Origin of the sequence: Photobacterium sp. GB-210, from assembly GCF_003026075.1 — a bacterium.
Taxonomy (GTDB): Bacteria; Pseudomonadota; Gammaproteobacteria; order Enterobacterales; family Vibrionaceae; genus Photobacterium.
Genome location: NZ_PYNU01000001.1, coordinates 662065 through 686454, shown reverse-complemented (window position 1 = coordinate 686454; position 24390 = coordinate 662065). Strand labels below are relative to the sequence as shown.

22 protein-coding genes, 1 tRNA gene and 1 pseudogene are annotated in these 24390 nt (G+C 39.1%); 10 read left to right on the top strand and 14 right to left on the bottom strand.

The annotated features are described in order from the left end of the window. Nucleotides 1–10 precede the first annotated feature (10 nt). From C9J38_RS03145 to C9J38_RS03135, 3 genes are all read right to left on the bottom strand, one after another. Nucleotides 11–3268: a M66 family metalloprotease gene (locus C9J38_RS03145; protein ID WP_107205830.1), complete on the bottom strand. Its 3258-nt coding sequence runs from the start codon at nucleotides 3266–3268 to the stop codon at nucleotides 11–13. A gap of 155 nt (nucleotides 3269–3423) precedes the next feature. After that, a complete protein-coding gene (gene pbpC, locus C9J38_RS03140) occupies nucleotides 3424–5658 on the bottom strand; it encodes a penicillin-binding protein 1C (RefSeq protein ID WP_107205829.1) in 2235 nt (744 codons plus the stop codon). Continuing rightward, nucleotides 5648–10276, bottom strand: coding sequence for an alpha-2-macroglobulin (locus C9J38_RS03135; protein WP_107205828.1), 4629 nt, complete (start codon nucleotides 10274–10276; stop codon nucleotides 5648–5650). The genes pbpC and C9J38_RS03135 overlap by 11 nt, the downstream gene beginning before the upstream one ends. A 259-nt stretch (nucleotides 10277–10535) precedes the next feature. On the opposite strand from C9J38_RS03135, the gene C9J38_RS03130 reads away from it, so the two are divergent. Continuing rightward, nucleotides 10536–10871: a hypothetical protein gene (locus C9J38_RS03130; RefSeq protein ID WP_107205827.1), complete on the top strand. Its 336-nt coding sequence runs from the start codon at nucleotides 10536–10538 to the stop codon at nucleotides 10869–10871. Nucleotides 10872–10992: 121 nt separating this feature from the next. Here the strand turns inward: C9J38_RS03130 and C9J38_RS03125 are convergent, their stop codons facing one another. Beyond that, nucleotides 10993–11469, bottom strand: a complete 477-nt coding sequence (locus C9J38_RS03125; RefSeq protein ID WP_107205826.1) for a GNAT family N-acetyltransferase — start codon at nucleotides 11467–11469, stop codon at nucleotides 10993–10995. A 165-nt stretch (nucleotides 11470–11634) separates the two neighbouring features. On the opposite strand from C9J38_RS03125, the gene C9J38_RS22110 reads away from it, so the two are divergent. The 4 genes from C9J38_RS22110 (at nucleotide 11635) to C9J38_RS03110 (ending at nucleotide 15267) form a co-directional block, all read left to right on the top strand. Next, nucleotides 11635–11760, top strand: a complete 126-nt coding sequence (locus tag C9J38_RS22110; protein WP_255418319.1) for a hypothetical protein — start codon at nucleotides 11635–11637, stop codon at nucleotides 11758–11760. 244 nt (nucleotides 11761–12004) lie between these two features. Next, nucleotides 12005–13474 (top strand): C69 family dipeptidase, encoded by a 1470-nt coding sequence (locus C9J38_RS03120; protein WP_107205825.1) that lies wholly within the window; start codon nucleotides 12005–12007, stop codon nucleotides 13472–13474. Between the two features lie 168 nt (nucleotides 13475–13642). Continuing rightward, nucleotides 13643–14758 carry a cytochrome-c peroxidase gene (locus tag C9J38_RS03115; protein WP_107205824.1) on the top strand — a complete coding sequence of 372 codons (1116 nt, stop codon included), beginning with the start codon at nucleotides 13643–13645 and terminating at the stop codon, nucleotides 14756–14758. Further along, complete coding sequence (locus tag C9J38_RS03110) at nucleotides 14755–15267, top strand: hypothetical protein (protein WP_107205823.1); 513 nt, start codon at nucleotides 14755–14757, stop codon at nucleotides 15265–15267. The genes C9J38_RS03115 and C9J38_RS03110 overlap by 4 nt, the downstream gene beginning before the upstream one ends. Before the next feature lie 43 nt (nucleotides 15268–15310). Here the strand turns inward: C9J38_RS03110 and C9J38_RS03105 are convergent, their stop codons facing one another. After that, entirely contained in the window at nucleotides 15311–15592 is a 282-nt protein-coding gene (locus C9J38_RS03105) for a hypothetical protein (protein WP_005367305.1), read from the bottom strand. Between the two features lie 213 nt (nucleotides 15593–15805). On the opposite strand from C9J38_RS03105, the gene C9J38_RS03100 reads away from it, so the two are divergent. Both C9J38_RS03100 and C9J38_RS03095 read left to right on the top strand, forming a co-directional pair. Further along, the gene (locus tag C9J38_RS03100; RefSeq protein WP_005367304.1) at nucleotides 15806–16186 is read left to right on the top strand and encodes a hypothetical protein; all 381 of its coding nucleotides are present in this window, start codon (nucleotides 15806–15808) and stop codon (nucleotides 16184–16186) included. A 144-nt stretch (nucleotides 16187–16330) separates the two neighbouring features. Beyond that, nucleotides 16331–16984 (top strand): nitroreductase family protein, encoded by a 654-nt coding sequence (locus C9J38_RS03095; protein ID WP_107205822.1) that lies wholly within the window; start codon nucleotides 16331–16333, stop codon nucleotides 16982–16984. Nucleotides 16985–17244: 260 nt separating this feature from the next. Here the strand turns inward: C9J38_RS03095 and C9J38_RS03090 are convergent, their stop codons facing one another. From C9J38_RS03090 to C9J38_RS03075, 4 genes are all read right to left on the bottom strand, one after another. Further along, nucleotides 17245–17691 (bottom strand): GyrI-like domain-containing protein, encoded by a 447-nt coding sequence (locus C9J38_RS03090; protein ID WP_107205821.1) that lies wholly within the window; start codon nucleotides 17689–17691, stop codon nucleotides 17245–17247. Between the two features lie 354 nt (nucleotides 17692–18045). After that, the gene (locus C9J38_RS03085) at nucleotides 18046–18522 is read right to left on the bottom strand and encodes an N-acetyltransferase (RefSeq protein ID WP_107205820.1); all 477 of its coding nucleotides are present in this window, start codon (nucleotides 18520–18522) and stop codon (nucleotides 18046–18048) included. Nucleotides 18523–18650: 128 nt separating this feature from the next. Beyond that, a complete protein-coding gene (locus tag C9J38_RS03080) occupies nucleotides 18651–18884 on the bottom strand; it encodes a hypothetical protein (RefSeq protein WP_107205819.1) in 234 nt (77 codons plus the stop codon). Between the two features lie 3 nt (nucleotides 18885–18887). Continuing rightward, nucleotides 18888–19148 carry a hypothetical protein gene (locus C9J38_RS03075; RefSeq protein ID WP_146144053.1) on the bottom strand — a complete coding sequence of 87 codons (261 nt, stop codon included), beginning with the start codon at nucleotides 19146–19148 and terminating at the stop codon, nucleotides 18888–18890. Nucleotides 19149–19567: 419 nt separating this feature from the next. Between C9J38_RS03075 and C9J38_RS03070 the strand changes: the two genes are divergently transcribed. Next, nucleotides 19568–19780 (top strand): hypothetical protein, encoded by a 213-nt coding sequence (locus C9J38_RS03070; RefSeq protein ID WP_233217869.1) that lies wholly within the window; start codon nucleotides 19568–19570, stop codon nucleotides 19778–19780. 227 nt (nucleotides 19781–20007) lie between these two features. On the opposite strand, the gene C9J38_RS03065 is transcribed toward C9J38_RS03070, so the two are convergent. The 5 genes from C9J38_RS03065 to C9J38_RS03045 all read right to left on the bottom strand — a co-directional run bounded on the left by C9J38_RS03065 (nucleotide 20008) and on the right by C9J38_RS03045 (nucleotide 23291). Then, nucleotides 20008–20586 carry a hypothetical protein gene (locus tag C9J38_RS03065; RefSeq protein ID WP_107205817.1) on the bottom strand — a complete coding sequence of 193 codons (579 nt, stop codon included), beginning with the start codon at nucleotides 20584–20586 and terminating at the stop codon, nucleotides 20008–20010. 404 nt (nucleotides 20587–20990) lie between these two features. After that, a tRNA-Ser gene (locus C9J38_RS03060) sits at nucleotides 20991–21081 on the bottom strand. 86 nt (nucleotides 21082–21167) lie between these two features. Beyond that, the gene (locus C9J38_RS03055) at nucleotides 21168–21959 is read right to left on the bottom strand and encodes a phosphorylase (protein WP_107205816.1); all 792 of its coding nucleotides are present in this window, start codon (nucleotides 21957–21959) and stop codon (nucleotides 21168–21170) included. Between the two features lie 21 nt (nucleotides 21960–21980). After that, the gene (locus C9J38_RS03050; protein WP_107205815.1) at nucleotides 21981–22376 is read right to left on the bottom strand and encodes a hypothetical protein; all 396 of its coding nucleotides are present in this window, start codon (nucleotides 22374–22376) and stop codon (nucleotides 21981–21983) included. A 453-nt stretch (nucleotides 22377–22829) separates the two neighbouring features. Then, on the bottom strand, nucleotides 22830–23291 hold the full coding sequence (locus C9J38_RS03045) for a hypothetical protein (RefSeq protein ID WP_233218461.1): 462 nt from the start codon (nucleotides 23289–23291) through the stop codon (nucleotides 22830–22832). Between the two features lie 259 nt (nucleotides 23292–23550). Between C9J38_RS03045 and C9J38_RS03040 the strand changes: the two genes are divergently transcribed. Continuing rightward, nucleotides 23551–23904, top strand: coding sequence for a DUF6404 family protein (locus tag C9J38_RS03040; protein WP_107205813.1), 354 nt, complete (start codon nucleotides 23551–23553; stop codon nucleotides 23902–23904). 12 nt (nucleotides 23905–23916) lie between these two features. Then, a pseudogene (locus C9J38_RS21965) lies at nucleotides 23917–24330 on the top strand (MFS transporter); the annotation flags it as partial. Between the last annotated feature and the right edge of the window lie 60 nt (nucleotides 24331–24390).

Sequence of the window (24390 nt, the reverse complement as noted above, 5' to 3'; positions counted from 1 at the left end):
TATTATGTGATTACAGTTTTGTCCAAGCATCTTGCCAATAAGCACTGCTTGCTGGGGCATAAGAAGCACTTGAGCACCAACCTGAATTAGGCCACGGTTTACATTGGTATAACTGCTCATCGCTAGCACGAACAATATCCCCTTGTTGGTAAACTGTGCCCGCTTGATACGTTGGATATTCTCCCGGCGCAGGTGGCGTCACTTCTGGTTTGACTGAGGTACACCCTTCGGTTGCAATTTGTTTCCAAACACCCCACTCACCCGTTGTTCCCGGCTCTTCACCTTTTGTCCACCAACCTGCTAGCCATACCACACCATTGTGGCTGACTTCATCTCCTGCCACATAAATACTTTGTGCACTCCATGTGTTTTCGCACACTGCGCTACCTTCAACCGTCACAACACGTTGCGCTTCTGTGGTTTGTTGTGCGCTGTCAGTAATACGGTAATTCAAGGTGTAGTTACCAGCTAGGCTCGTATTGACTTCACCTTCGATAATAATATTGGCCGTTATGTCGCCATCTTCTGCATCTTTTGCGGTAATACCTGTTTTTGCATCAAAGGTATCACCGAGTTGAATAGTCGTATCGCTAATCCCTTCTAACACAGGTTTTGCACTAAACACTTCAACTTTACGCACAACAACAGATTCACTTAAAGCACTGTCATAAGCTTTGTAAGTTAGCGTGTAATGACCCACTTTATTGGTATCAACAGTACCTTCAACCACGATAGAGGCAGTGACATCACCATCGTAATCATCTGTCGCTGTTACTCCTGCAAGTGGCGCAAATAAATCACCATGTGCAACAACAATATCGTCAACACCTGTGATAACGGGTGCTTTTCCTGCCTCCGTTGTCACAATACTTGCTTTTAACGACGCTTTTGCCGGCACTATATCCATTGTATTTAATACTTCACCACCACAGCTAACTTCTGCGCGGTATGGTTTCAGTGCACTTTCAATATTGATGTGAAAACGGTTCATGTGACCATCTTGCAAACGACGGTTATACAGGTTGAACGTTTTGGTGCCACCGTTTTGCGTCAACACATCCAACTGACATGTTGAAGCCGTGAAGTTATCAACGTAAACATTACCGTATGCACCATGCAGAGCTGGGTAGATGTAGCTTGGTAGTGTTTTCTGTGGATCGTAATACCCTACCAAGGTTGTTACCTGTACGCCTTGCGCGTATGGGATCAAATCCACGTTGCGCTCTAATAGCGCATTATCTGTTAACTGCCAAACACCATTGGTAAACATAAAGACATGTTTTTGACCATGGCTTAATGTCATTTGTTGGTCGTTATAATGGATAGTTGAATTCCAACCCGCCCATGATTCAAATAGCGCCACTTTCCCTTCTAATTTCGCATCAGTCGGTAAATAAAAGTCACGAGCCCAAGCGGCATTAGCCGTTGTTAAGTGAACCACTTGATGTTTAGCAAATAACTGTTGAAATTTATCGCTATTTTCACCAAATTCACTAAGCGGGCCGTTACCACTGACCGTAACAACCGAAAACGCTAAATCATCAGCCACTGAATGCGTCCATGGCTTCATCACTTTTTCTGTGTGATCCCACTTGCTATAACCTGTTGGTGACGCTGGATCAAAATTCGCTTTATTTTCTACAAAATCTTGGAATACACTCAGCTCATACGGCGCGTGTAATGTATATGCATTGTATTTAGGGTAAAGCGGTTGACCGCCAGACATGGTACCAAAACCAAAACTGTGACCTTCAAAAGGTGCAACACATTCCCCTTCATAGCATGACTCTTGGTTCGTTACACCTTTAGTAAAATTAGGAATAAAGATATTTTTATAACCATCCCACCCCCATGTAGAGTTCGCTTCGGTAGAACTTTTGTGAATCGATCCCATAAAGCCACCAGGGTAATGGGCACCGACTCCTAGTTCATGACCGACTTCATGGCTAAATTCGTTACCCGTTGAGCTCACGACAGAAGCAACACCTGCGTAAGAACCCAACATACCGTGTGTAATTAAACCATCAGTATAATTACCAATTGAGTTATTCACCGTGACTTGTGTTGCATGGTATGGCGCTTCAATATTCCACTGGCTTTCGGGGCGTACTTTTGATGAATTGACACCATAGTTAGCACTGTTAATACCTGAAGAGATAAGTTCACGTGCAATACGGTAATGTGAATCACTGCCGTAACCGTCTGCATCACTAGGATCAACACCTTGAAGTAAGCGACCATCTGGCAACATGATCTCTTTAAGATGCACGGCTTCATAAGGGTTAACGATCAATTTACTGATCTGAAGACTTTGGAAATACTGACGGTGTAATTCTGGATCATCGATAAAGATAAATTGATCTCTTGGCTCTGTTAATAAACCAATATCGATTGTATTTAAGATCATACTGGTATTCGCACCGATCTTAATATCTGAAACCGTCCCTTCTTTCTTATTTCCACTGGTGAAAGTTAAGCGTAAACCCAACTTAACGGCTTCGGCTGGAAGTACCGCTGAATAAGCTTTATCGCTATATGAAATTCGGCTGATTGCCATATCCGACTCACCATACCAAACGCCATCAATATTTTGATAGGTCAATTGGTTACCACGGCTGATTGTATCTGTACCTTGTGCATATTCAATTTGAGAATTGTAGCCAGCATCTGAAATAAAGGTGATCTTCTTATTATTGAAGCTCTTATCATCAGGCAAAATAAAATGCCCTGCCCAATGGCCATCTCCAGTTTTAACTAAAACGGTATCGTGTTGAGCAAGTAGTGCTTTAAAATGTGTTATACCCGCTTCACCAGAGATATCACTAAGATCGTGATTGCTAGTGATAGTTAGAGAGAACTGTGATGGCTTCGTTATCTCAACATACTTGTCAAGCTTACCCGCCACTTGTGGCAACTGTTGTGGTTGACGCATCACCGTGTGATAAACCACGTCGTTTTGTTTATTTTTAGCAGTCACAGTAACCACTTCGTCTTGCTCTAGCATATCTGCATGAGGCTCAAACAGCACCAGTGTACGACGAAGAGAAACAAGATGTGGTTGGCGATCATTTTCAATCTTATTGCTCGTTTGCATGATCACGCTTTGAGCAACACTAACACTACCTTGCAGTGTGCCTTGAGTGTCTGATGGCAACGCTTTTTTATTAAAATAAAGTGTTTCTGGTACTGTGGATCCGATTGTTTCTGCTTGTCCATATTGCGCCATAAGCAATACTGGCAATAGGCTGACTAAATACTTCTTTTTCATTATTTTCGCACAATGTTAATAATATGTATTTGGCGAAATATAAACAATAACAATACAATTTAGAATTAATTTATCTATTTGATTTGTAATAATTTATTTTTAAATAAACCGTCAAAAACACCACTTAATAAACACTGTTTTCTTGACGCTTTCGATTACGGATGAACAACAATTTCACGTTTATCACATACTCCATTAATACAAGCAGTGATACGCACCTTACCCGAGTAATCCACTAATTTAATTTCATTACCGGTAAATGGTTGGTTATTAACATACCAATCAACCTTTACGTTTTCATCTAGCGTTTGTAGCGGTAATACGTCTAATTGATCTTTATAGTAATGCTGTCCTGTCACTATTTGCTTAATATACGGCACAACTCGTGCGTTCCTTTTCTCTAGCTCACCTTGTCCTTTAGGCGTTGCAATACCTCCTCGTTGTTGTTGCCAATTTGCTAGACGTTTCGGCCACGTTGTTTGAGCCGTATCCAAACTTGGAAGTAAAAAACGTCCATCGGTTTCCAACGTGGGTGGCGTAATTCCTCTTACGGTATAGGCTTTTCTTTGCGAAACACATTGTGCAAGAGGCGTAATTTGCTTATCACGCCCACTCGGCCAACAAATGGTCTTTGTCACAACGTCTTTAGGTTTTATTCGTTGGTGTTGATCGCGGGGTAACTGATCAAAGGCGTCAAACATAATAGGTGCGGCTTGTGTCGCTCCTAAATAACCCACAACAGGGCTAGAGTCTGGGCGTCCTATCCACACGCCAACGGTAAAATCAGGGCTAACACCTATCGACCAAAAATCACGATAACCATAACTGGTTCCTGTTTTCCAAGCAATTTGACGTCTTATCGATGGTACTACTCTATCTGGTGCGCTTATTTCACTCAGTGTTTTAAAAATAATCCAACTTGAAGCCGGTGAAAGTAGTGGTTTACTCACAACTGATTTGGCATTTTGTAGCAGTTGTAAAGGCTGATATTGCCCATTCGTTGCCAGTGTTCGGTACATAGCTGCCAGTGTGATTAAATTGGTTCCTGTCCCACCTAACCCTACCGCTAAATTTGGTTTTATATGCTGTAATTGAATCCCAGCATGTTGCAGTTTTTGATCAAAAACCTCTGGTGTTTCTTTATTAAAAACTTGTATTAAAGGAATGTTCAGTGATTGTTTTAATGCCTCACTCATACTCACTGCGCCTTGAAATTTGCCATTTAAGTTTTGTGGCTTATAACCTGAAAACGATGACGGAATATCACTGAGCAAACTTTGAGAATGAATGATCCCAAGATCAAGGGCCGTACCATAAATGAATGGCTTTAAGGTTGAACCTGGCGATCGAACCGCTTGCACCATATCAACATAAGAAAAACGGCTAACATCATTAAAATCAGCTGAGCCTTGATAGGCAATAACATTAGCAGACACATTATCAACCACAACGATAGCCGCAGAGCTTTTTGCAGGTAAGCGTTGAGAAACAGTCGTGAGCAGACGGTGAATTCGCTTTTGAATATCCGCTCGAATAGTGGTTTTCATCACCGCTTGGTGTGGATAGCTTTGCTGTAGCATTCGGCTCAATAACGGCGCTTGCAGTGGTTGAAAATAAGGAACAACAACGACGGGTTCCTGTTGCAAAAAGTTCTCACTGTATTGATCGAGCTTGTTATAACGCACTAATCGTTCAAGCACTTTATTACGCATCGCTTTTGCACGTTCAGGGAAACGGTCTGGGCGATATAACGATGGTTTTTGCGGTAATACCACCAGTAATGCCGCTTCTGACTTTGTGAGCAATTGAGCAGACTTTCCAAAGTAACGTTGCGCCGCAGCCTCAACCCCTTCGATATTGCCACCAAACGGGGCGAGATTTAAATATAAGGTTAAGATCTGATCTTTACTAAAAAACCACTCTAATTGAAGCGCTCGAAATAACTGGGTTAGTTTGCCTGATAATGAACGTGAATGCGGTGATATTAAACGCGCAACTTGCATGGTTAATGTTGAGCCACCAGAGACGACATGCCCATTAACACCCCATTGCCATGCAGCACGAAAGATCGAAAAAGGGTTAAACCCGGGATGGAAATAAAACCAACGATCTTCATAGGTTAATAACGCTTGTCGATAAAAAGGATCAACTTGATCCGGTGATGTTAGTTGCGTTCGACGAACCCCTTGCATATCTGCAAATGCTCGCAGTACCTCTCCCTCTTGGCTTTTAATAACAACCGCAGAGCCATTCGGATAAAGTGGCGGTAATGGAAATACGTAATTCAGCACCACACCACAAGTAGCTAATAACACAATGGTTATACAACAAGCCCGCATCCACCTTTTATAACGTGATGCAGGCTGTTGAATAGAGTGATTACTTTTCAATGGTTACCGTATCTTGCTTAGGCCAGTACACTGCATGTTGTGATGGCTGGTACATCGACTCCATGTAAATTGGCGGAATAGTAAAGGTTCCCGGTACTTCAGCACGAAGTAAATACGCAAATGAATAGGTTTTATCCTTATCAAATGACTGAGAAATTACATAACGGTCATTACGATATTCACTATGCTCTGGTGAACTTAATGTCACATCGTTAGGCGCTAATGCTGCTACATCAAGCCCTTGATTAAGTGCAGGGTTTTCTAACACAAAACCTGCTGGGATCATCTTAGACAGTAACCCTTCATTTACTCGTTGGTTGAGACTAACACTCAATACAACCAATAATCGCTGACCGACTTTTACCGTATTTCCAGTAAATGGCTTGCCGTCTAATTGATAAACAGAGCGTGAAAGCGTATTCACTTTTAATGTATTCAACGGATTATCACTATTTGATTCCGATTTATTTCGTTGCTGGTACCCCTCACCCTGTAATTTAACGTACAGCGGCTTGGTATTATGATTGGTAATTGTTAATCCTTCCGTTAATGGTACTGAAAATGGACCCGTATGTTGCTGATCATGACCATTAATTGTCACATCAAACGGCTGATCTTTATTCAATGTTTGGGTCAATATCGCAGCTTGTAACAATGCACCACGCTCTTGGGTGCTCAACCACAATTTATCGCCCGACTCTGCAACAAGTTGTTCTAATAACTGCTTTTGAATTTCCGCCGCTTTATGAGCCAAAATACTATTCGATTTTAGTTGCTGCAAAATCAATACAGACAAGGCGCTATCACGCAGGTTAGATCCATAATCTTGAAAATAGCTGCTGTAACGTTTAACCGTATGGTAATTATTTAACAGTGCTAATGCCTTATCACTATCTCCCACATTGGCATAACTTGCCGCAAGCTGTAATTCACTTAGTCCAGATGGGAAGAGTTTAAGACCTAAATTATCAATATCGCTCCACTGGAGCAGTCCTTGTTGAGACAACACATATGCCGCATAGGTTAATGCACTATCCGCATTTTGTTGGTTATACGCCCATTGCTTCATGCGTGTTGGGTTCTTCACATATTCGAGGATCTCGTCTTGCGCTCGTTTCAGCATGGCTTTCGGTACTATATTTGGAAATTTTTTATCAGCACGTAGCAAAAAGTCAGTCACATAAACAGTTAACCAAGGCTGATCGTTAACACGACTGCTATAGCCATCACTTGGCCACAAAGAAAAACCACCTTGTGATGTTTGCATTGGTTTCAAGTTCATTATCACTTGATAAATCATATCCCTATCAGATGGCATCGCTTCAGCATTCGGTGCTTTTCCTTGCGCTTTCAATCGCTGCTCAAACGCGGCTTTTTTAAAGCGGGTTAATTCTGGTAAATCATATAAATACGGTAATGCTTTACTGGTTATTTGCTCTGCACAGCCATACGGATATTGATAAAGATCTCTTGCTTGCTCTATCACGCTTAGCATCGGTGTTTGGCTGATATAAGCAAAGCCTAATTGATCTGGAATCGTATCAAGTCCTTGCCACAATGATGATGTCACTGTCAGCTTTTGTTGCGGCTCTAACAGATCCGAATGCATCTTATAAACCCACGGCATTACTGACTTGATCGGTGTTGTCCATGAACGATCAATATGGATCTGATTGTTGCTGTTTTGTGACAGCGAGTGAGCTTGCAGTTTAAACTCCGCACGATTTATTTGTATTGGTGAATCAACCGTAAACGGGACGTTGTAACTTATATGCTCGCCATCTTGTAATGTCACCTTAGCAGGCAGTAGTGAAATCGCTAAGTTCACGCCTTTGTTGGCGCTCAATGCCAGTGATAACATCTGTGCTGTTCCACTAATGTTGTGAATATCTACCGTTACGCTCGATTTATCTCCCGCTACGAGAAAACGAGGAATACTTAATTCAGCGACAACGGGAGCTGCAATTTTATTACTTGATACACTTCGACCCACTTGTGAATCGTTAAATGTCGTAATGATTAACTGACCTTCACCATTGTAATCAGGGATAGCTAATTTCACATTCGCCTTGCCGTTTTTAACCATTATCGGCTTGGACATCAAAATGACGGTTTTACTTTCAACGAGATCGTCGTTTTTATTATCAGTACGCGTAACGCTATCGCTGCCGAAACGAGATTGAGCAAAGGGATTAGGACGCAAATCATAGAGACGTGAATACAGATCAACCACATCCGCGCTATAACGACGCTGTGCAAAGAAGTAGTTAAATGGATCTTGTGGTTTAAAACGGCTGAGGTTAATAATGCCTTTATCCACCAGCGAAACCGTTACCCAAGTATTATCATTTTGTTGCTTCTCAATACCAGCAACGGTAATTGGGATATCTAAGGTCGTTAACGGACGAATAATTGGCGGTACTGTCGCTTTGATTGAGAGCTTTCTCGCATCACGATTAAGCTTAACGGGCTTAATGCCAAAATAACGTTTCGGCGCATTATCAACATTACCTGTTAACGTAGCGGTTAAATAAATATCGTGACGATTTAGTCCCTGTGGCAGTGGGATCTCAATATCTTGTTTGCCTTTCGTTACCTTAATGCGTTGCGACCAGATCACTTTATCTGTTTCTAGCGTCACTAATAAGCTACCTGCAATTGGTGCGGTGATCGCTGAACGGATATTCTCGCCTGCGTGATAACGTGATTGATCAAAAGCAATATCAAGATGTTCAGGCTTGGCTTTTATTTGCTGATAACCATCATACCAACCGGCATAGAATTGATATTCAGTGACTGTTTTACTCGCTTGATCAGTCACTGTAATACGGTACTGCCCCCATTTAGTCGCAAAAGATAATCGATGACTTTTTCCTGCTTCAACATGAATCGTTTGCGAAGAGATCGCTTTCCAACGCGCTTGTTTCTTACGCTGCCAACCAACACCTTGCTCATATAACCAATAATAAGGCCCCTGATCGTAATCCACTTTTACGGTCAAATCACCAGCAAGACGATGTTGACCATCATGGCTTAATAGTGCGATATCAAATTGTGGTTTAGCATCATAACCAACACTTTTTTGCAGCGGCTTTACTCCAGCTATTGGACTATCTTTCCACACCGTGTAACGTAAATCCCGTTGTACAGCGGCCCCACCCGTTTCTAATAAACTGAAATTAACGACCGCATTAACTGGTGATTGAATTTTAGCAGCAGGAGGTGTCGGTAAAACTATCTCTGCTTTCCCTTCTGCTGATAATGTTTGCTTATCTAATTGCTGATAACGGCTAGCCAATGAAAATCGCTTACCGACTCGATAATCACTGTATTTACCGCTAAAGCTCGACGTTGGGTTATACATAACCTCGGCAGTAACTTTATTACCTGCCGCTGGGCTACCAAATAGATAGCGCCCATTTAGTTCAACCTTGGTTTGACTGCCCGCCATAACAAGCTTTGCAGGATCGAAAAAGGTTAAGTCCATCCGCTCAGGAACAAACTCTTCCAGCTCGAAGAAGTATTGGCTGATCGGCTTTTGCGCTTCAGGATCGAGCCTTACTTCAACGGTATAGCGCCCCGTACGCCAACTAGATGTCGTGTTCAGTTGCTTAGAATAAAAACTCGCTGCTTGCGGAGAGAGTTGCTCAGATAACACAACATCATTACGTGGATCTAATACCGTTAATGTGATCGGCTGATCTTTAATCGCCAGACCGTCTTGATCACGCAGCAAAATATTTAACGGTAATGATTCACCCGGCTTAACCAAATCACGGTTGCTGTAAATAAACGCTTCATAAGGTTGATAAGCTCGCCCTCCTACTTTGCTATCCGATAAATCTAAGGGCGCTTCACGCAGAGGTAAAATACCGATCTCTTGTTGTGACTTCTGTTGTAATGAAGGAGCGAGTTGGCGTTCTGCTGTTGTTTTATTGGTACGAGCAATAACGATATCGGTGTTTTTCGCCACAACATCAAAGTTAGCTTCACCTTTATGGTCGATGGGTGCTGTTCTAAACAGTTTATGATCGCGATAAATATCAACGCTACCTGAAGTAACAGCGTCACCCGTAGATAAACGTGACACAGAAAAACTCGCTTGGTGGGTATTTAACCGTGCTTGAATACCAATATCTGTTAATAACACATGTTTAACTTTTAGCTCATCAAACGCGCCAGGTGCCTTTAACACCACAACATACCAACCTGACGGCAAATGATGTGAAAGAGGGATACGTGCTGCAGTTTGTTGATTTAACTTGCTTGGTGGCAGTGTAAAACGATCAGCATAAACACTTTCATAAGCGTGTTGTAAACGCTCTAAACCATAAGGGCTTAGGTTATCTAATAGGTAACTGTCATTTAAAAAGGTGTCGGGATCAGTTATATGTAAAATTTCAACATCAACTTTATCAAGATTCATAAAGTTAATTGGAATTGATTGGTGGTGAGATTGCGGAACTAAAGGGCCATTACCAATCACTTCCACCATGGGTGGCTGACGAATGGGATCTTTCTCTTGATTAGCGTAAGCGGTGCCAAACAACATAAAACTAAAAAATAACGCTATTAAATATAATCCCGCTACCGATCGTTCTGATCCCATTATTCGCATCACTTTCCCCTTTAAGAACCACTCAACTCTATGCACTGCATACGGTGTAATTCTATACAGAAAAGCAGATATATTCATCCGAACATCGCTATATGTTTTCTAAAACATTCTAAATTTTCTAATAAAATTAATAATATATTTCGCCATTTCTTCATGGCTAGCTGTATACACAGGCAATTGTCCTTTTTATCTTGGTGTCATTATCCGTTATAATCACTGCCACTTATTTAAAGATATTACCTACAGGTGTAGCGACAATATGGCTAATCAACCTAATTTTACTGATGAAGAATATAAAGCATTCGCGGAATTAATGGACTCATACAATCGTACGTTCGCCGTATCTATCACGACATTAGTATTAGCCGTAATTGGTTTTATTATTGCAGAAGTTCAGGTTGGTTATTTAATGACTAACAATATTCGTTGGCTGTTCGGCTTACTGGTTATGCTCCCTCTTGCCGTCACCTCAATTGGGACAAAATACGACTTCAACCATCTGACTTTTAGTATGCCTAAAACTATCTTATATAGCGTACTCAATGTCATTGCTCTCATTACAATTATCGCGATCGTGGTTATGCTTAATCGCTGAGTCCATATTGATAAATATCGTACAGACAAAAATCTCCTTGATCGTATAACGCTCGCTTAGATGTGAGCAACGAAATACCAAAGCCGCGCATAGTGAAAATGCTATGCGTTGTTAATCCCTCTTAAACAATTTTTTCTGTTCTCAACCTACGCAAAAATAGATTACTCCTGTCATTCAAATCAAGCTGAAGCTCCAATATTCCTTTCGACTCACTTAACTTCTGAAAACCAACTAAACTATACATTTCTTTAGCCTTATTATTGCTAAACACACAACACTTGATGTACGGAACGCCAAGTGATGTAGCCTCTTTCACTATGTGTTTAAATGCCCGATAGCCTAATAAACTGCCTTGCTCTGACTTTGTAATTTGTAGCGAATGTATAAATAAACACTTTTCATTAGCTTCAATTGAAAATCCAGCAACAATAATATCGCCACTTTTAATTACCCAATTATCTTTAGCCCTATAATGGCGCTTTATACCCTCGGCATTCCAAGGTAAGCCAAGCTCGGATTGTAGTTGATACATATTTTGATAGATCAAATCGTATAGCGATTCAAAATCAGAATCACCAGCTTTATTAATTGTAAACACGTAACCCCTTCTAATCACTTATGCCAATGTATTAATAGGCATTCTTATCACGCAAAAAAGACCTATGAGTTTATCTTTATCATACGCGATATAATCATTATTATTGACGTTGAATTCTCAAGAAATTCAACGAACGTTGACATTCACACAAGCCAACGCGATTTGATGAATACTTCTCAAATTTATGAAATTAACCAGCAAACTCGCGCAAGCAATATGTCGATTAATTATCATGATGAAGAAATAGGTGGTTATATTCATCGTGAAAACGAAGAAAAAAAACCACAATAATTTTTTAAGTTCAACTTCATATAAAAAGGAGAAAGTATTTAATTATTTTCTCCTTTTTATTTTTATTCGTCATATTTAATTAAATCAGAGTCACGCTATACAAAATAATTACGCATTTTTACTCCCGTAATCCATGCAATATTAGTGTGCATCAAGCTAAAAAAATTATATGACGAATATCACGTTTTATATTTCATTCAACTGCAAGAATATTCGTTCAATGCCTATAACTTAACGATAATTAATGAAAAAGATAACATTACTTTCCGCACTTATTACTTCAGCTATTAGTGTACCAGCATTTGCCTGCACTACGATTTTAGTGGGTAACCAAGCAACAACTGATGGGTCTTTTATTGTCGCACGTAATGAAGACTATCAAGCCACTAATGCAAAACAGTTTATCTACCACCCCGCTGAAGCAAAACAAAAAGCTGATTTCAAATCTAACGCCAATGACTTTACTTACCCTGCAGCAAAAAATGCACTGGAATACACGTCATTGTCAGATTTTGACACCCATGGTACCAGTATGGGTGAAGCTGGATTTAACTCTGCTGGGGTTGGTATGTCTGCAACCGAAACCATTTATAACGGTACTCAAGCACTCGCGGCGGATCCGTATGTAACCAAGACTGGTATTGGTGAAGATGCGATTGAAAATGTCATTTTGCCACGTGTAAAAACAGCCAAAGAAGGCGTTGAACTGTTAGGTAAGATCATTGAAAAACAAGGCGCATCTGAAGGGTTTGGCGTTGCCTTCGTTGATAAAACCGGTATTTGGTATTTAGAAACCGGCAGTGGTCACCAATGGATGGCACAAAAAATCCCAGCTGATAAATATTTCGTTTCAGCTAACCAAGGTCGATTAACTACCTATAAACTGCATAATCCCGATTATTTAGCTTCTCCTACGCTAGTTAGCTTTGCCGAACAACATGCTTTATATACTCCAGTTACAGGAGAGGCTTTCAATTTCCACAAAGCTTACTCGCAAGATACCAAGAATGATCAAACGTACAATTACCCCCGTGTTTGGACGTTACAACACATGTATACAAAGGGCTTAAATACCAAGATAACGCAAGGTGAGAGTTTCCCTGTCTTTTTAAAACCAAGCCATAAATTATCGGTTGCAGATGTTGAACAAGGGCTACGAAATCACTACCAAGGTACGTCACACGACCCATACGCGAATAGCAATCCGAAAGAACCATACCGACCAATATCTGTATTTAGAACCCAAGAATCACACATATTGCAAGTTCGTCCTAATCTACCTATCGCTATCGGTGAAACCGAATACATGGCGTATGGGATGACAGCACTTAGCGTTTATATTCCTTATTATCAAGGCATGACAGAAGTGCCTAAAGCATTAACGATTGGTACAGATAAAGCAGACAATCTATCTGCTAACTGGCAATTCCGTAAGTTACAAACCATTGCCATGACCAACTGGAATGAGTTCTCACCCATTGTTCAAAAAGCCTATCAACAATTTGAGCAACAAACAGCCGTTAAACAACAAGAGCTTGAAAAGCAGTACCTTGCGATATACAAAACGCAACCTAAAAAAGCACAAGCATTAATTAATCAATTTGAACAAAAAACAGTTGATAACGCATTGGCATTAACCAATAAATTAACCAATACCTTATTGACCAAAATGACCCACAACACCGATATGCTGTATCACTTTGAAGGCGCTTAAGTTGCTAACACATCAGCATTAGTAATAAACGAGAGATAGCCCAAGGTTATAAAATTAAAGGTTATTTCTCGTTTTATCTTTTAATGTCGCACTTTGAAACAATATTTATTCCTATTCTTTTTCCGTATCTTATATCATTTGCTCATTCTGTTAAGAGCACTCTCGACAATGCGTCCACTACTCACCTTTCTTAGCCTTATTTTTGTTGTCTTAGTTCCTCATTTTGCATTGGCAACAACCAGTGAGCAGCAAGCTCAGATCACCTTAGGTCGCTATTTATTTAATGATGTTCGCTTGTCAAAGCTCGGCAACCGCAGTTGTGCCCTTTGTCATGCCGCCGATCTAGGTTGGACCAATCGATTTAGCAAAGTGCCAGATATCCATGGCAATCCAACAACGCTAAACACGCCAGCATTACTCAATGTTGCCCACTATGATCAATTCATGCAAAGTCGTGAAGGATTACAGACATTAGAACAAGCTATTTTGTTACCTTTATTTGGCACAGCCCCAACAGAAATGGGGATGACAGAGCCGTTATTACTGCAACGCTTACAACAAGCGTCTGATATCTACACCCCACTATTTGAAGCCAGTTATCAATCAGCAGATTTCACAACCCAAAAAGTCATTAACGCATTAGCGAAGTATGTAGAAACAATTCAAAGTGTTGATACCCCCTATCACCGTTATTTATCCGGTGATACTGATGCGCTAAATAAAGAGCAACAGCTAGGATTAGCTCTGTTCAATAGTGATCGCCTAAAATGCTCCCAGTGCCATGGTGGTGAGCTATTAAATACCCCTAAAAACAACGCCGATCCACTTTATGTCAGCACAGGTTTGTACGGCATAAAAAATAAAGATGGCAAATACTTATACCCTGAAAATGAACGTGGCAAAGCCAGTTTTAGCCATAAAGAAACTGACGACGGAAAATACCGTATCCCTTCATTGATCAATGTGAGCGAAACAGCACCTTGGGGACATGATGGCAGCGTACAATCACTCGAGCAGTATATTGAACATTATGCCGCCGGTGGACGAATACTGACGATAGGTAAAAATGCAGGAGATGGTCGTTATCATCTCAATAAAGACAACAAGATCTCAGGTTTTAGTTTATCGAATAAAGAGAAAAAAGCGCTCGTTGCCTTTCTCAATAGCTTAGCCATAACTCGACTACCAACACAGCAACACCAAGATCCTTTTTGCCAGTTAGTCCCATTAAAAAATAAAAAAGACAGCCCGAACTGTCTTCCACCTTTTAAAGTGAAGTCATGAAGACCATAAACAAGACCATGAAAAAGACGATTAAGTTAATGACATTAAGCGCCTTACTAAGCCAATCAATGGCCGTAAGCGCAAACACCGACATTAACCCTGAACATAAAGGGCGGAATGATTATTTTGCCAAAAGTTATCAGCCACTATGTAACTTGCCAACAAAACACATTGCGACAGCTTCAACACTTGAAGAGGCCAGCCAACAAGAATTTATTTTAGATAAAGAATTAGGCTTATCCACCCAACTAAATTCCCAAGGTGAAGCTTATATTCAATTGGCGATCAAAGAATGGAATGAAAAGTTTATCGTCGGTGTCACACCAAAAACCCACGTATCGATGGCGGGAGCTGATATTCAAGGCGCAGATATTGTTAACTTGCAATGTGCCGAGCCATCACAATACCTGACCCACTTAAACACCCACGAATGGGGAAGCTATACCCTGAAACTGACAGGTAAGCCAAACCAGTTGGTGAAAGTACAAATCATCACAACAGATAAGTAGAAACAAGCCTGAGCAATCATTGCTTAGGCTTATTGTTTCAAACTTATAAACCTGTGTTGCGGTGGTATTCTTGCTCAGCAAATTCTTTGCCTTTTTGTGCCGCCGCCGCACAAGACTCTGGCGCAATATCACCACGCTCCGTCACATATTGCTTAAGCTCCGCCGCTTTCTCTGTGCGATTAAAAAACTCATGATAGCCAATGTTTTTACATAGTTCCCATGACGATACACCCGCTGCATTTTTTAATGTGTAGCTATTTGATGGCGTTCCAGCGCAACCCACTAGCCCAAATGCAATCAGTGAAAATAACACCTGCTTTTTCATCAAAAATCCTTTATTTCAACTTTATCTCAATGATTTGACATACAATATCACATCATCTCTTACTTATGTTTTAGTATAAACATGATACTGATTCAAAGCCTCATTATTGATTAGACGTGAATAGGATAATTTCCTAATATACGCATGGTTCAAATACGTTTATGATCGTTGCTAATATAACCTTCATCGCTAGAGCTATTTTTAGGATTCACCATGAGCAATTTTAATCTTTATACCGCCCTTTTACCTTGTTTCGATTGCCGTCAACAAAAAGCAGAAGCAAGCTTAGGTTGGCTAACCCCTGCTATGCATGAAGCGGTTCTTGCGCAAGTAAATACCATTATTACAGCGAGCAATGATTACCCTGATGATCTTGTTACCACTATCACCTGTTCTGTTGATGAAGCTAAGTATTACCTATTGTTAAATGCCTTCGCTTATTCAGAAGAAGAAATGCAAACAACAGGTGTAGATCCAGACGACCTTGTTGAAATTGAAAAAGAAATCAAAGCAAACAAGAATGCTGATGGCATGATTGAGCTTGAGCATGACATTGCGCTACAAGGCTGCACTGCTTGCTGCCCTGACGCATAATTCCATACTATTTACTATGGTGTACGCGATGTATGCCATAGTCATATTCCCCCCTCTCGCCTCAACATACCGCCTAAACCTTGAAATTGTGCTGACTAGCCCCATTTTATTAATACGACAATTAATAATAAGAGCAAAAGTAAGATGAACAGCCCTATTTTAGATGACTTAAATTGGCGTTATACCACCAAGAGTTACGATCCTAATAAAACCATCTCAACAGAAAATATTGCCATCATTTCAGAAGCACTACGCTTATCAGCATCATCAATCAACTCGCAGCCATGGCGCTTTATTATTTTAGAATCAGATGATGCTAAACAACGATTTAGCAATACCTTTGAGACTAAGTTTTTAGCCAATAAACCTCACGCAACTAACGCCAGTCATATCATTTTATTTACTCACAACCCTCATTATTCGATTGAAGATTTTGAAGCCGTGATTGATAAAAATATTCTTGATGGCCGCATTAAACCAGAGAAAAAAGATGATGCTGTGAGCAAATTTAGCTTTGCAGACTTATACACCGAGCCGAGTGGCTACAATGCTAATTGGACAAAAGCACAACTGTATCTGGCTTTCGGTAATATTCTGCACGTTCTTGCACGATTAAAAATAGATTCAACACCTCTTGAAGGTATTGACGTAAAGCGTGTTGAGAAAGAATTCAGCCAAGAGTTAGATGGATTTTCATGCCCTGTCGCACTCGCGATTGGCTACCATGATGAGTCTGATTTTAACGCTCGCTTACCTAAATCTCGTATGCCATTAGAAACCGTTGTTCATAAAATCTAACAGCATGTGGAATGATAAAGTGATAGGTGAAACTTAAATAATAAGCCAACACACTAATGACATTCTTCAACCAGTCGATGGTTGAGAATCTAGTAACTATAAAAAAGCCACTGATTAATTAGTGGTTTTTTCTTTTAAAACTTGGCGGAGAGACAGGCTTTGAACTCTCGATACAATATAAAACCATTGTAACCACCAAACGTTACGCATAGTAAATGTGCCACGCGTGCGAATCACGCTTTAGCTATTTGTTATGTCAATTATTTCAGCGCAATGTAGACGCTAACTTTACTAGCACTTTCGTAGTGCTCAAAATCTGTTGTATAAGCTCTTTCATGCGCACAATTAGAAGAAGCAAAGTACGACCAAACTGACTGCCACGCGGCGATAACAGCAGCAGGAAACTCACCTTCGGATTCAAACTTAAGGTAAGAGCCAGGAAGAACAGATACCGATGACAGCGCAACATTTGAAGAAGATATTTCGTTTGACCCCATCAAAACATCAAAGTAGCCATCAACATCTGACTCGTAATTGCAGTAGACACTATAAGCCCTTGCCCCCGATTGATAGTTGATGACTAAGTTCGAGTCAACGTATGCAACATGTTTTGGGATATTCGCCGTTTCAGGATTCATCTCAATTTCATTGCGAGTTCTTAGAACTAAACCTTCGATTTCAAAACCTTTTACTTCAACAACTTCCATTTTTTACTCCATTTATATAGCGTTAGCATAACGGGCGTCCTCACCGAATAAAACGATACGTATAAAAGCCCAACCCTTTTGCCCCTACTGCCAACATGTCATGCAATTAACGGGAATATTTCGACCCAAATAACCGACGTTCAATAATAAGGATAATAGCTTTCTCGCTTCATAATTAAAGAGGATTTTATTATAAACAAGGGCATTAATATTATTGGTTCACACCAAGGATAATGCTCGAATTCTTTTTGGCATCACCCTTCATGCTATTTCCAATATTTACTTATATAAGGTAGCTTGGGCTTGTCCAACACTTCGGATAGGTGTCGGCTACGCGACACATATCCTTATTTGTTAGGTGCGTAGCCAAAGTTGGTAAAAGTCGGTTTCATCGTGCTTGGGATTCTTGCGCACGAACTCCCAACCATGGCGCTTGTAGAATGTGAGAGCTCTATGGTTAGTTCGGCTTACTAAAAGTACAGCACGCAAACAACCCGCTGTACTCAATACGCTTACAATATAATCCTGCAATTTTGCAGCGAGTCCTGAACCACGAAAATTCGGTTTTAAGTAAATGAGATGCACATAGCCAGTCTCCGGCTCGGGTGAAAAGCTACGAAACTCTAACTGCCCTGCAAACTGACCATCCACAAATATATGGATATAGAACCATCCTGATGTTGCTAGCCGGTCTAATACTCGTTCACGATAACCACTGATGAAGTCGTCGAAACCATCGTAATGCCCAAAACTACAAAAGTATGCATCTTTTCTCGCAGCTACGCACAATTCGAAATCATCAATGTTTATCTGCTGAAAAGCAATTTCCATACTTACCTTTTCCTTCAAGCACCTAACGCCCGCCTTAACAGGCGGAAAATAGCAGGCTAAAATTAGCGACGAAGGAGCGCAAAGCCTGCTGTTTTTGCGTCCTTGTTTAAGCTTTTGTTATATGCACTCTACTTGCAGGCCAAACATTCTGAGTCATCAATTGTTGAATACTCTGCATGCCAATAGTGTGAGTCTTTAATTTCACGATAAACTAAATTACCGCAATCATATTCTTTAGCAAACCGATTGTTAAGAATAATTAGCGACTCACACTTAGGTGGCCAAGAAGAATTTTCAGCAATTTGATTACCTTTTATCAATTCTTCTTCAAGAAGCAAATTGAGCTCTTTGGATTTAAACATACATTACCACCCAAATACTGAAGTCTTTAACCTACTAATTAAGGTTGCAGGTCTTATATTATCTATATCTTCACTTTGGAAGTTGTATTTAGATTTACTTTCACCTGCAACAGGGACTATAACTTTAGTAGCGTGGACAGATAAATCATTAACAATTTCTCCGCTTTTAAGCTTTACATCTACTTTGTAGTAATCCCAATGTAAGTTCCTACCGCAGTTACCTTGTAAGTGGTTTGGGATAATTATAGATGTCTCGGTTTCCAAGCGACTTCCTTGTGCATATAACAGTATATTAATAAGCATTCTTACTTTTACGCTTTATTAATACAGCAAATATTCAACATTCTAATAAATAAAAACATTTATTTTCATTACCTTAATCGCAAAAATTAGCATCCACCCGATATGTTTACGTTGGTAAAAGTAAGAACGGTATTTTGTCCGTCGGATTAAAAACACAACCATGAATATTACATCCTATATATCAATGCCTTATAAATAGAAGTTGAAATAATTAAGCATTTTTTCTTATTTAAAACGAAGTCTAAGCGTAAAAATTTACGACTTGCATTATAACTGGACAAATAAACAGGTTGCTTCGTTAGCAGAAATCAAAAATATCTCGCCTAAATTGATATAGGAATAACACAAGTACTAAAAGAAAGAGAATGGAGATAAGAGAGATGGAGACAAAGCAGGGTTCATATCCATGTTTAAGAATTATTGTGGCTTGTGGTCATAATAAGAAACAGCTTCAAGCGATCCAATTTATGTTCATGTTAGCCGGGCAACTGACGTTGCCCTCACCGAATAAAACGGTACGTATAAAAGCCCAACCCTTTTGCCCCTGCTGCCAACATGTCATGCAATTAACGGGAATATCTCGACCCAGATAACCGACGCTCAATAATAAGGATAATGGCATTCACGCTGCAGAACAAAAGAGGGTTTTATTATAAATCAGGGTATTAATATTATTGGTTCACACCAAGGATAACGTTCGACTTCTTTTTAGCATCACCCTTCATGATATTTCCAATATTTACTTATATAAGGTAGCTTGGGCTTGTCCAACACTTCGGATAGGTGTCGGCTACGCGACACATATCCTTATTTGTTAGCCTTACAGGTTACCAGACGAAGACAATTTGGTTTTTGTAACTACATTTTCAGAATTAAATTCAACAACCAAAAGATCCGTTCTAGTTTTAAACCCTTTTGTCTGTGAAAACATATACACTAGTGCGTAGCCAGTTTGATCCTCAATAATAGGATACAAATACTTACCTTTTGGCTCACCCATAACAGATACTACATTTTCTCGATTTTGACCTTCCTTTATGGTTTTAGCAGTATCTAGATCAAATTTTGTGTTATCTAAAGCGAAGGAACTTGTATACTCTTTACCCGCTAAAACTTCACCATTGAATAGTAAGCCTTGAGCTCTTGCTGGCGTTACACCAGGAAGGACTGCATCCCCACCGACTTTCGCGTACGAATAAGTCATTATGTCCAATGTTTGACCGTTAAATGTGTTTGTGCCATTTATATTAGCCTTCCCCATAGAAGCGACTACTTCTGCTTTTGTAGTAGAGCCAACCACTAACTGCTCTTCGCTCATTTTTTTGAAATTAACCCCTGCAGCACACCCCGTAATAACACTAATGATTGCACCAATTAATAACAATTTAACTTTTTTCATTTTTCTACCTCTAATTGTTGTTTAAAAATTTTGTAAGGCATATAACAGTATATTAATAAGCATTCTTACTTTTACGCTTTATTAATACAGTAAATATTCAACATCTTACTAAATAAAAGCACTAATTTTCATAGTGTTAGTCGCAAAAAATTACATCCAACCTATATTTTACTGTGATAAAAGTAAGAACAGTATTTCGTCCGTCGGATTAAAAAAATTATTGCGGCTTGTGGTGATGATAAGAAGATGCTTCAAGCGCAGTACTTTAGGTAGAGAAAGGTATGTAATAAATACAGGAAAGTAGTTTGTATTGAACCCTTTGTATCACCCCATTGGCATGGGCAGTTTCAATACGCTAGATACAAAAAAGCCGCTGATTAATCAGCGGCTTTTCGTTTTAAATATGGCGGAGAGATAGGGATTTGAACCCTAGATACGCTATAAACGTATGCCGGTTTTCAAGACCGGTGCTTTCAACCACTCAGCCATCTCTCCATGGCGCGAATAATAGCGAAGTGAATACCGAGTGTAAATAGTAATAAGTGCTATCTGGACAGACTTTAATCGAATTTAACGGATTATTATTTTGGAACACCGCAATCTGTTAAAAAACGTTCAAAACCGTAATTTTCTAGCCATTCCAATTGTTCAGTTGAACTCACCAAAAAGCGGCCAATAAAATTCACCCCATGCCCTTTTATTTCGCCAACTTGATTCTTTGTGCGAGGAATAAGCAACATCCAACGTTGTGTTAATAATATATTATACGGGTGACATTCTGTTAAGCCATTGATACTCGATGTCATATACAACTGCATTGATTCCATAACCGACAAATAATGCTGGTAAAGCTCTGCTGCATTTAAATATTCGAATCTCATCAAGTTATGTTTAAAGGGTAATAGTCCCTGAAGAATTGTCTTTTCTAAAGGCAGTGATGTTCTAATAAGCTGCATATGCCGATGCATTTGACTAGAACCTGCTATCGCACCTGAATTAAAAAAACCTAAGACGCTATCATCCGTTATTCCTTCTATCCAAGCTTCAAAATCCTTTAACACTAATGGCGACGTTTGCGGAATATAATTTTTCGCACAGATAAGTAGATGAGGAACAACAATAGGAAATTTATTTAATAAACAAACGTGTTGCTCTCCAATCGTGTTGATATATGCTGAAGGATTATATGGTGATACAAACGGATCATGAGTGGCTACAGATGGAGAATGTTTAACTTTCATATTCTCTGTCTCAACATTAACAATAAACTCTATCCCATTTTGCTCAATGATAAGATCGTTTGTTATTAACGGTAGTAACTCGCCTGACGCTAAACCCTTGTTCGACTTTTCATAACCGATATCCCACAGCATATTCTTTCCTTTACCACTTATTTAATAGTCTTCATCAATCTCAGGAGTACACTCTTCACAGCTTTGTAACGCAATCTCATGTTTAAACATTGCAACACCTTCTGATGTCATATGCTCTGAAATGAGATCATTCACTTCGGTTGAATCTTCTGAGTTAACTTGTCCATGGTTAATTTCATGTTCAGAATAACCATAATAGTTCAGTAGCAAATAATCGCGCGCTTCATCTTCTGAACATATGATACTGACTGAAAAATACTCTTCATAGTCTGTATTTGATTGAGAGATAACGCTTTTTATCTGTTCAAGCACATCGTCTTTCATACTTGGTGTAAACCATCCAAGTTCAGTTTTAGCCATTCGTTTATGACAGATAAAGCAAGGTAAATCTTCGCTGTAATATTTAAAGTTAGTCATTGTGAAACTCCATAAAAGAGGTACACGACAAAATATTCCTAATATAAATAAAATAATAGCTATAAAAATGGAATTTTGTGTTGCGTTTTGAGCTTTTATTCTAAAAATAATAACGTTAGCGAGATCATATGTTTTATAAATATAATCTCTTTACTTATTTTATTGACTCGAGATCACAAGTTAACAACTTTGTTATAAATTTTATGTTTTTAATAGCTATTCTTAAATAATCATAAATTGAATGCTTAACAGGATGTAAGATAAGCATTAGCTCTTAAATGGATTAGGAGGTTCAATCGGAGTGCAAAATAATAAAGAAACAAAAAAACAATGGATTATACCAGCAGGGATCAGCTTACTTATGGCTGTTCTCGGAGTAGTTATTCTATCTCCATTTATTAATATTTAATTTAAATGGGGAGTTCCTTCTCCCCATTTACTTGTTACTAAACATTAACTTACAGATTCCATATTGAATGGATAATAATATTTTGGCATCTTCGCAAGCCGATTAATGTTTTGTCGTTCTTCTTCTGTTAATGCTAAATTATCTCTTGCAGTATATAAAGCGGATTGAAATATAAGCCAACTATTTAGAAATAATTTATCTCCTGTTTTAGCTGTATAATCCAATAACTTATATGTAAAATCTTTTTCTTTTTTTATAACACACCGCTGAAGAGCCATATTATTCAATTCATTAAGTATTATCTTTTTTCTTTCTAAAGGTTGGCTACTTAACCATGAGTCATTAATAGGTTTTAATTTTCTATTTTCAAGTAATTGACATTGATGAATTTGGTTCTCATATTCTTGTTTAACTTTTAACAACTGCATTTTCTCTGAAGAGCTATTTATGCTTAATGAAAATGAAGGAAAAGAGATAATTAAAAATATATACAATAACTTATACACTTATAGCTACTCAATAAGAAATAATGCTTCGGTGAGAAACATTAATTAAATGATATTTTATATCTCGGTCGGCAACCTTACAGCAATAATTAATGCAAAACAATAAAGACATTTATCGATAAAAAATACAAATCACAACCATAAAAATTTCTTTATTAATTTATTAGCTTTTCATTTTAATTTGATTGTTTAAACTCATTTTTTACTACAAAATAATAACGCTGTCTTTTTCACATACACTATGTTTAGGGATAAAATAATGCATTTCGAACAGCAATTAGCCTTAGCACATCAAGAATTAACGCGCTATGGCATTCAGCCATCGAATAGTCATCCTATCAGCTTTCAATTATTGCACTGGTCAGGATTACAAGCACCTCTCCCTCATTATGGCCATTTCAAAACCAACTTTTCCATTTTTACTGCATGGTATAGTCTTATTTTTGCGATTATTTTCATTCTTGCAGAGATAATCAGCGATACGCCTATTGCTCTTTTTTCTGCTATTTTTACCTCTCTATTTGCAGGCATAACCGCAGGTATTTCAATGGCTACGTATTATTACTACAGCGCAAAGCGTTTTAATTTAAGCCCTTGGCATCAGTTAAAATAATATTAATTATAGAGCCAAACACAACCAGAAGCCTTAAAGGAGTATTTCAAAACAAAAGCTTTGATTTATTCACTTAGGTTTCTTGTCTGCGGTTTTCAGGTTATGTTTATCGCGACGCACTTACCAAACTATTTCGCAGATAAAGACTTACCTGCACCAACCGCTGCTATTGCGCAGACCTATGTCGGTATCTTTAATATCCAGGATCTTATTTTTGGGGCATTTGGGGTGACCGATTCAACAAAAGCGACGAAATAGCATCACTCTACCTGCAAGAACAGGCGTCATTACTGCGTTTTTATACTGCCTGTAACTGAAAATACTGCGGTTATTTCTGATGGGACTATCGTTTTTTGCTGGCTGGGGACTGTGCCATTAACTTCTGGCGTAGTTCGACAAGCCTCTTTCTCGTTTTACTTGCTCACTACGCAAGTTAAACGCAAAAAAAACCCTACTAATTTTCATTAATAGGGCTTTATTTAACGC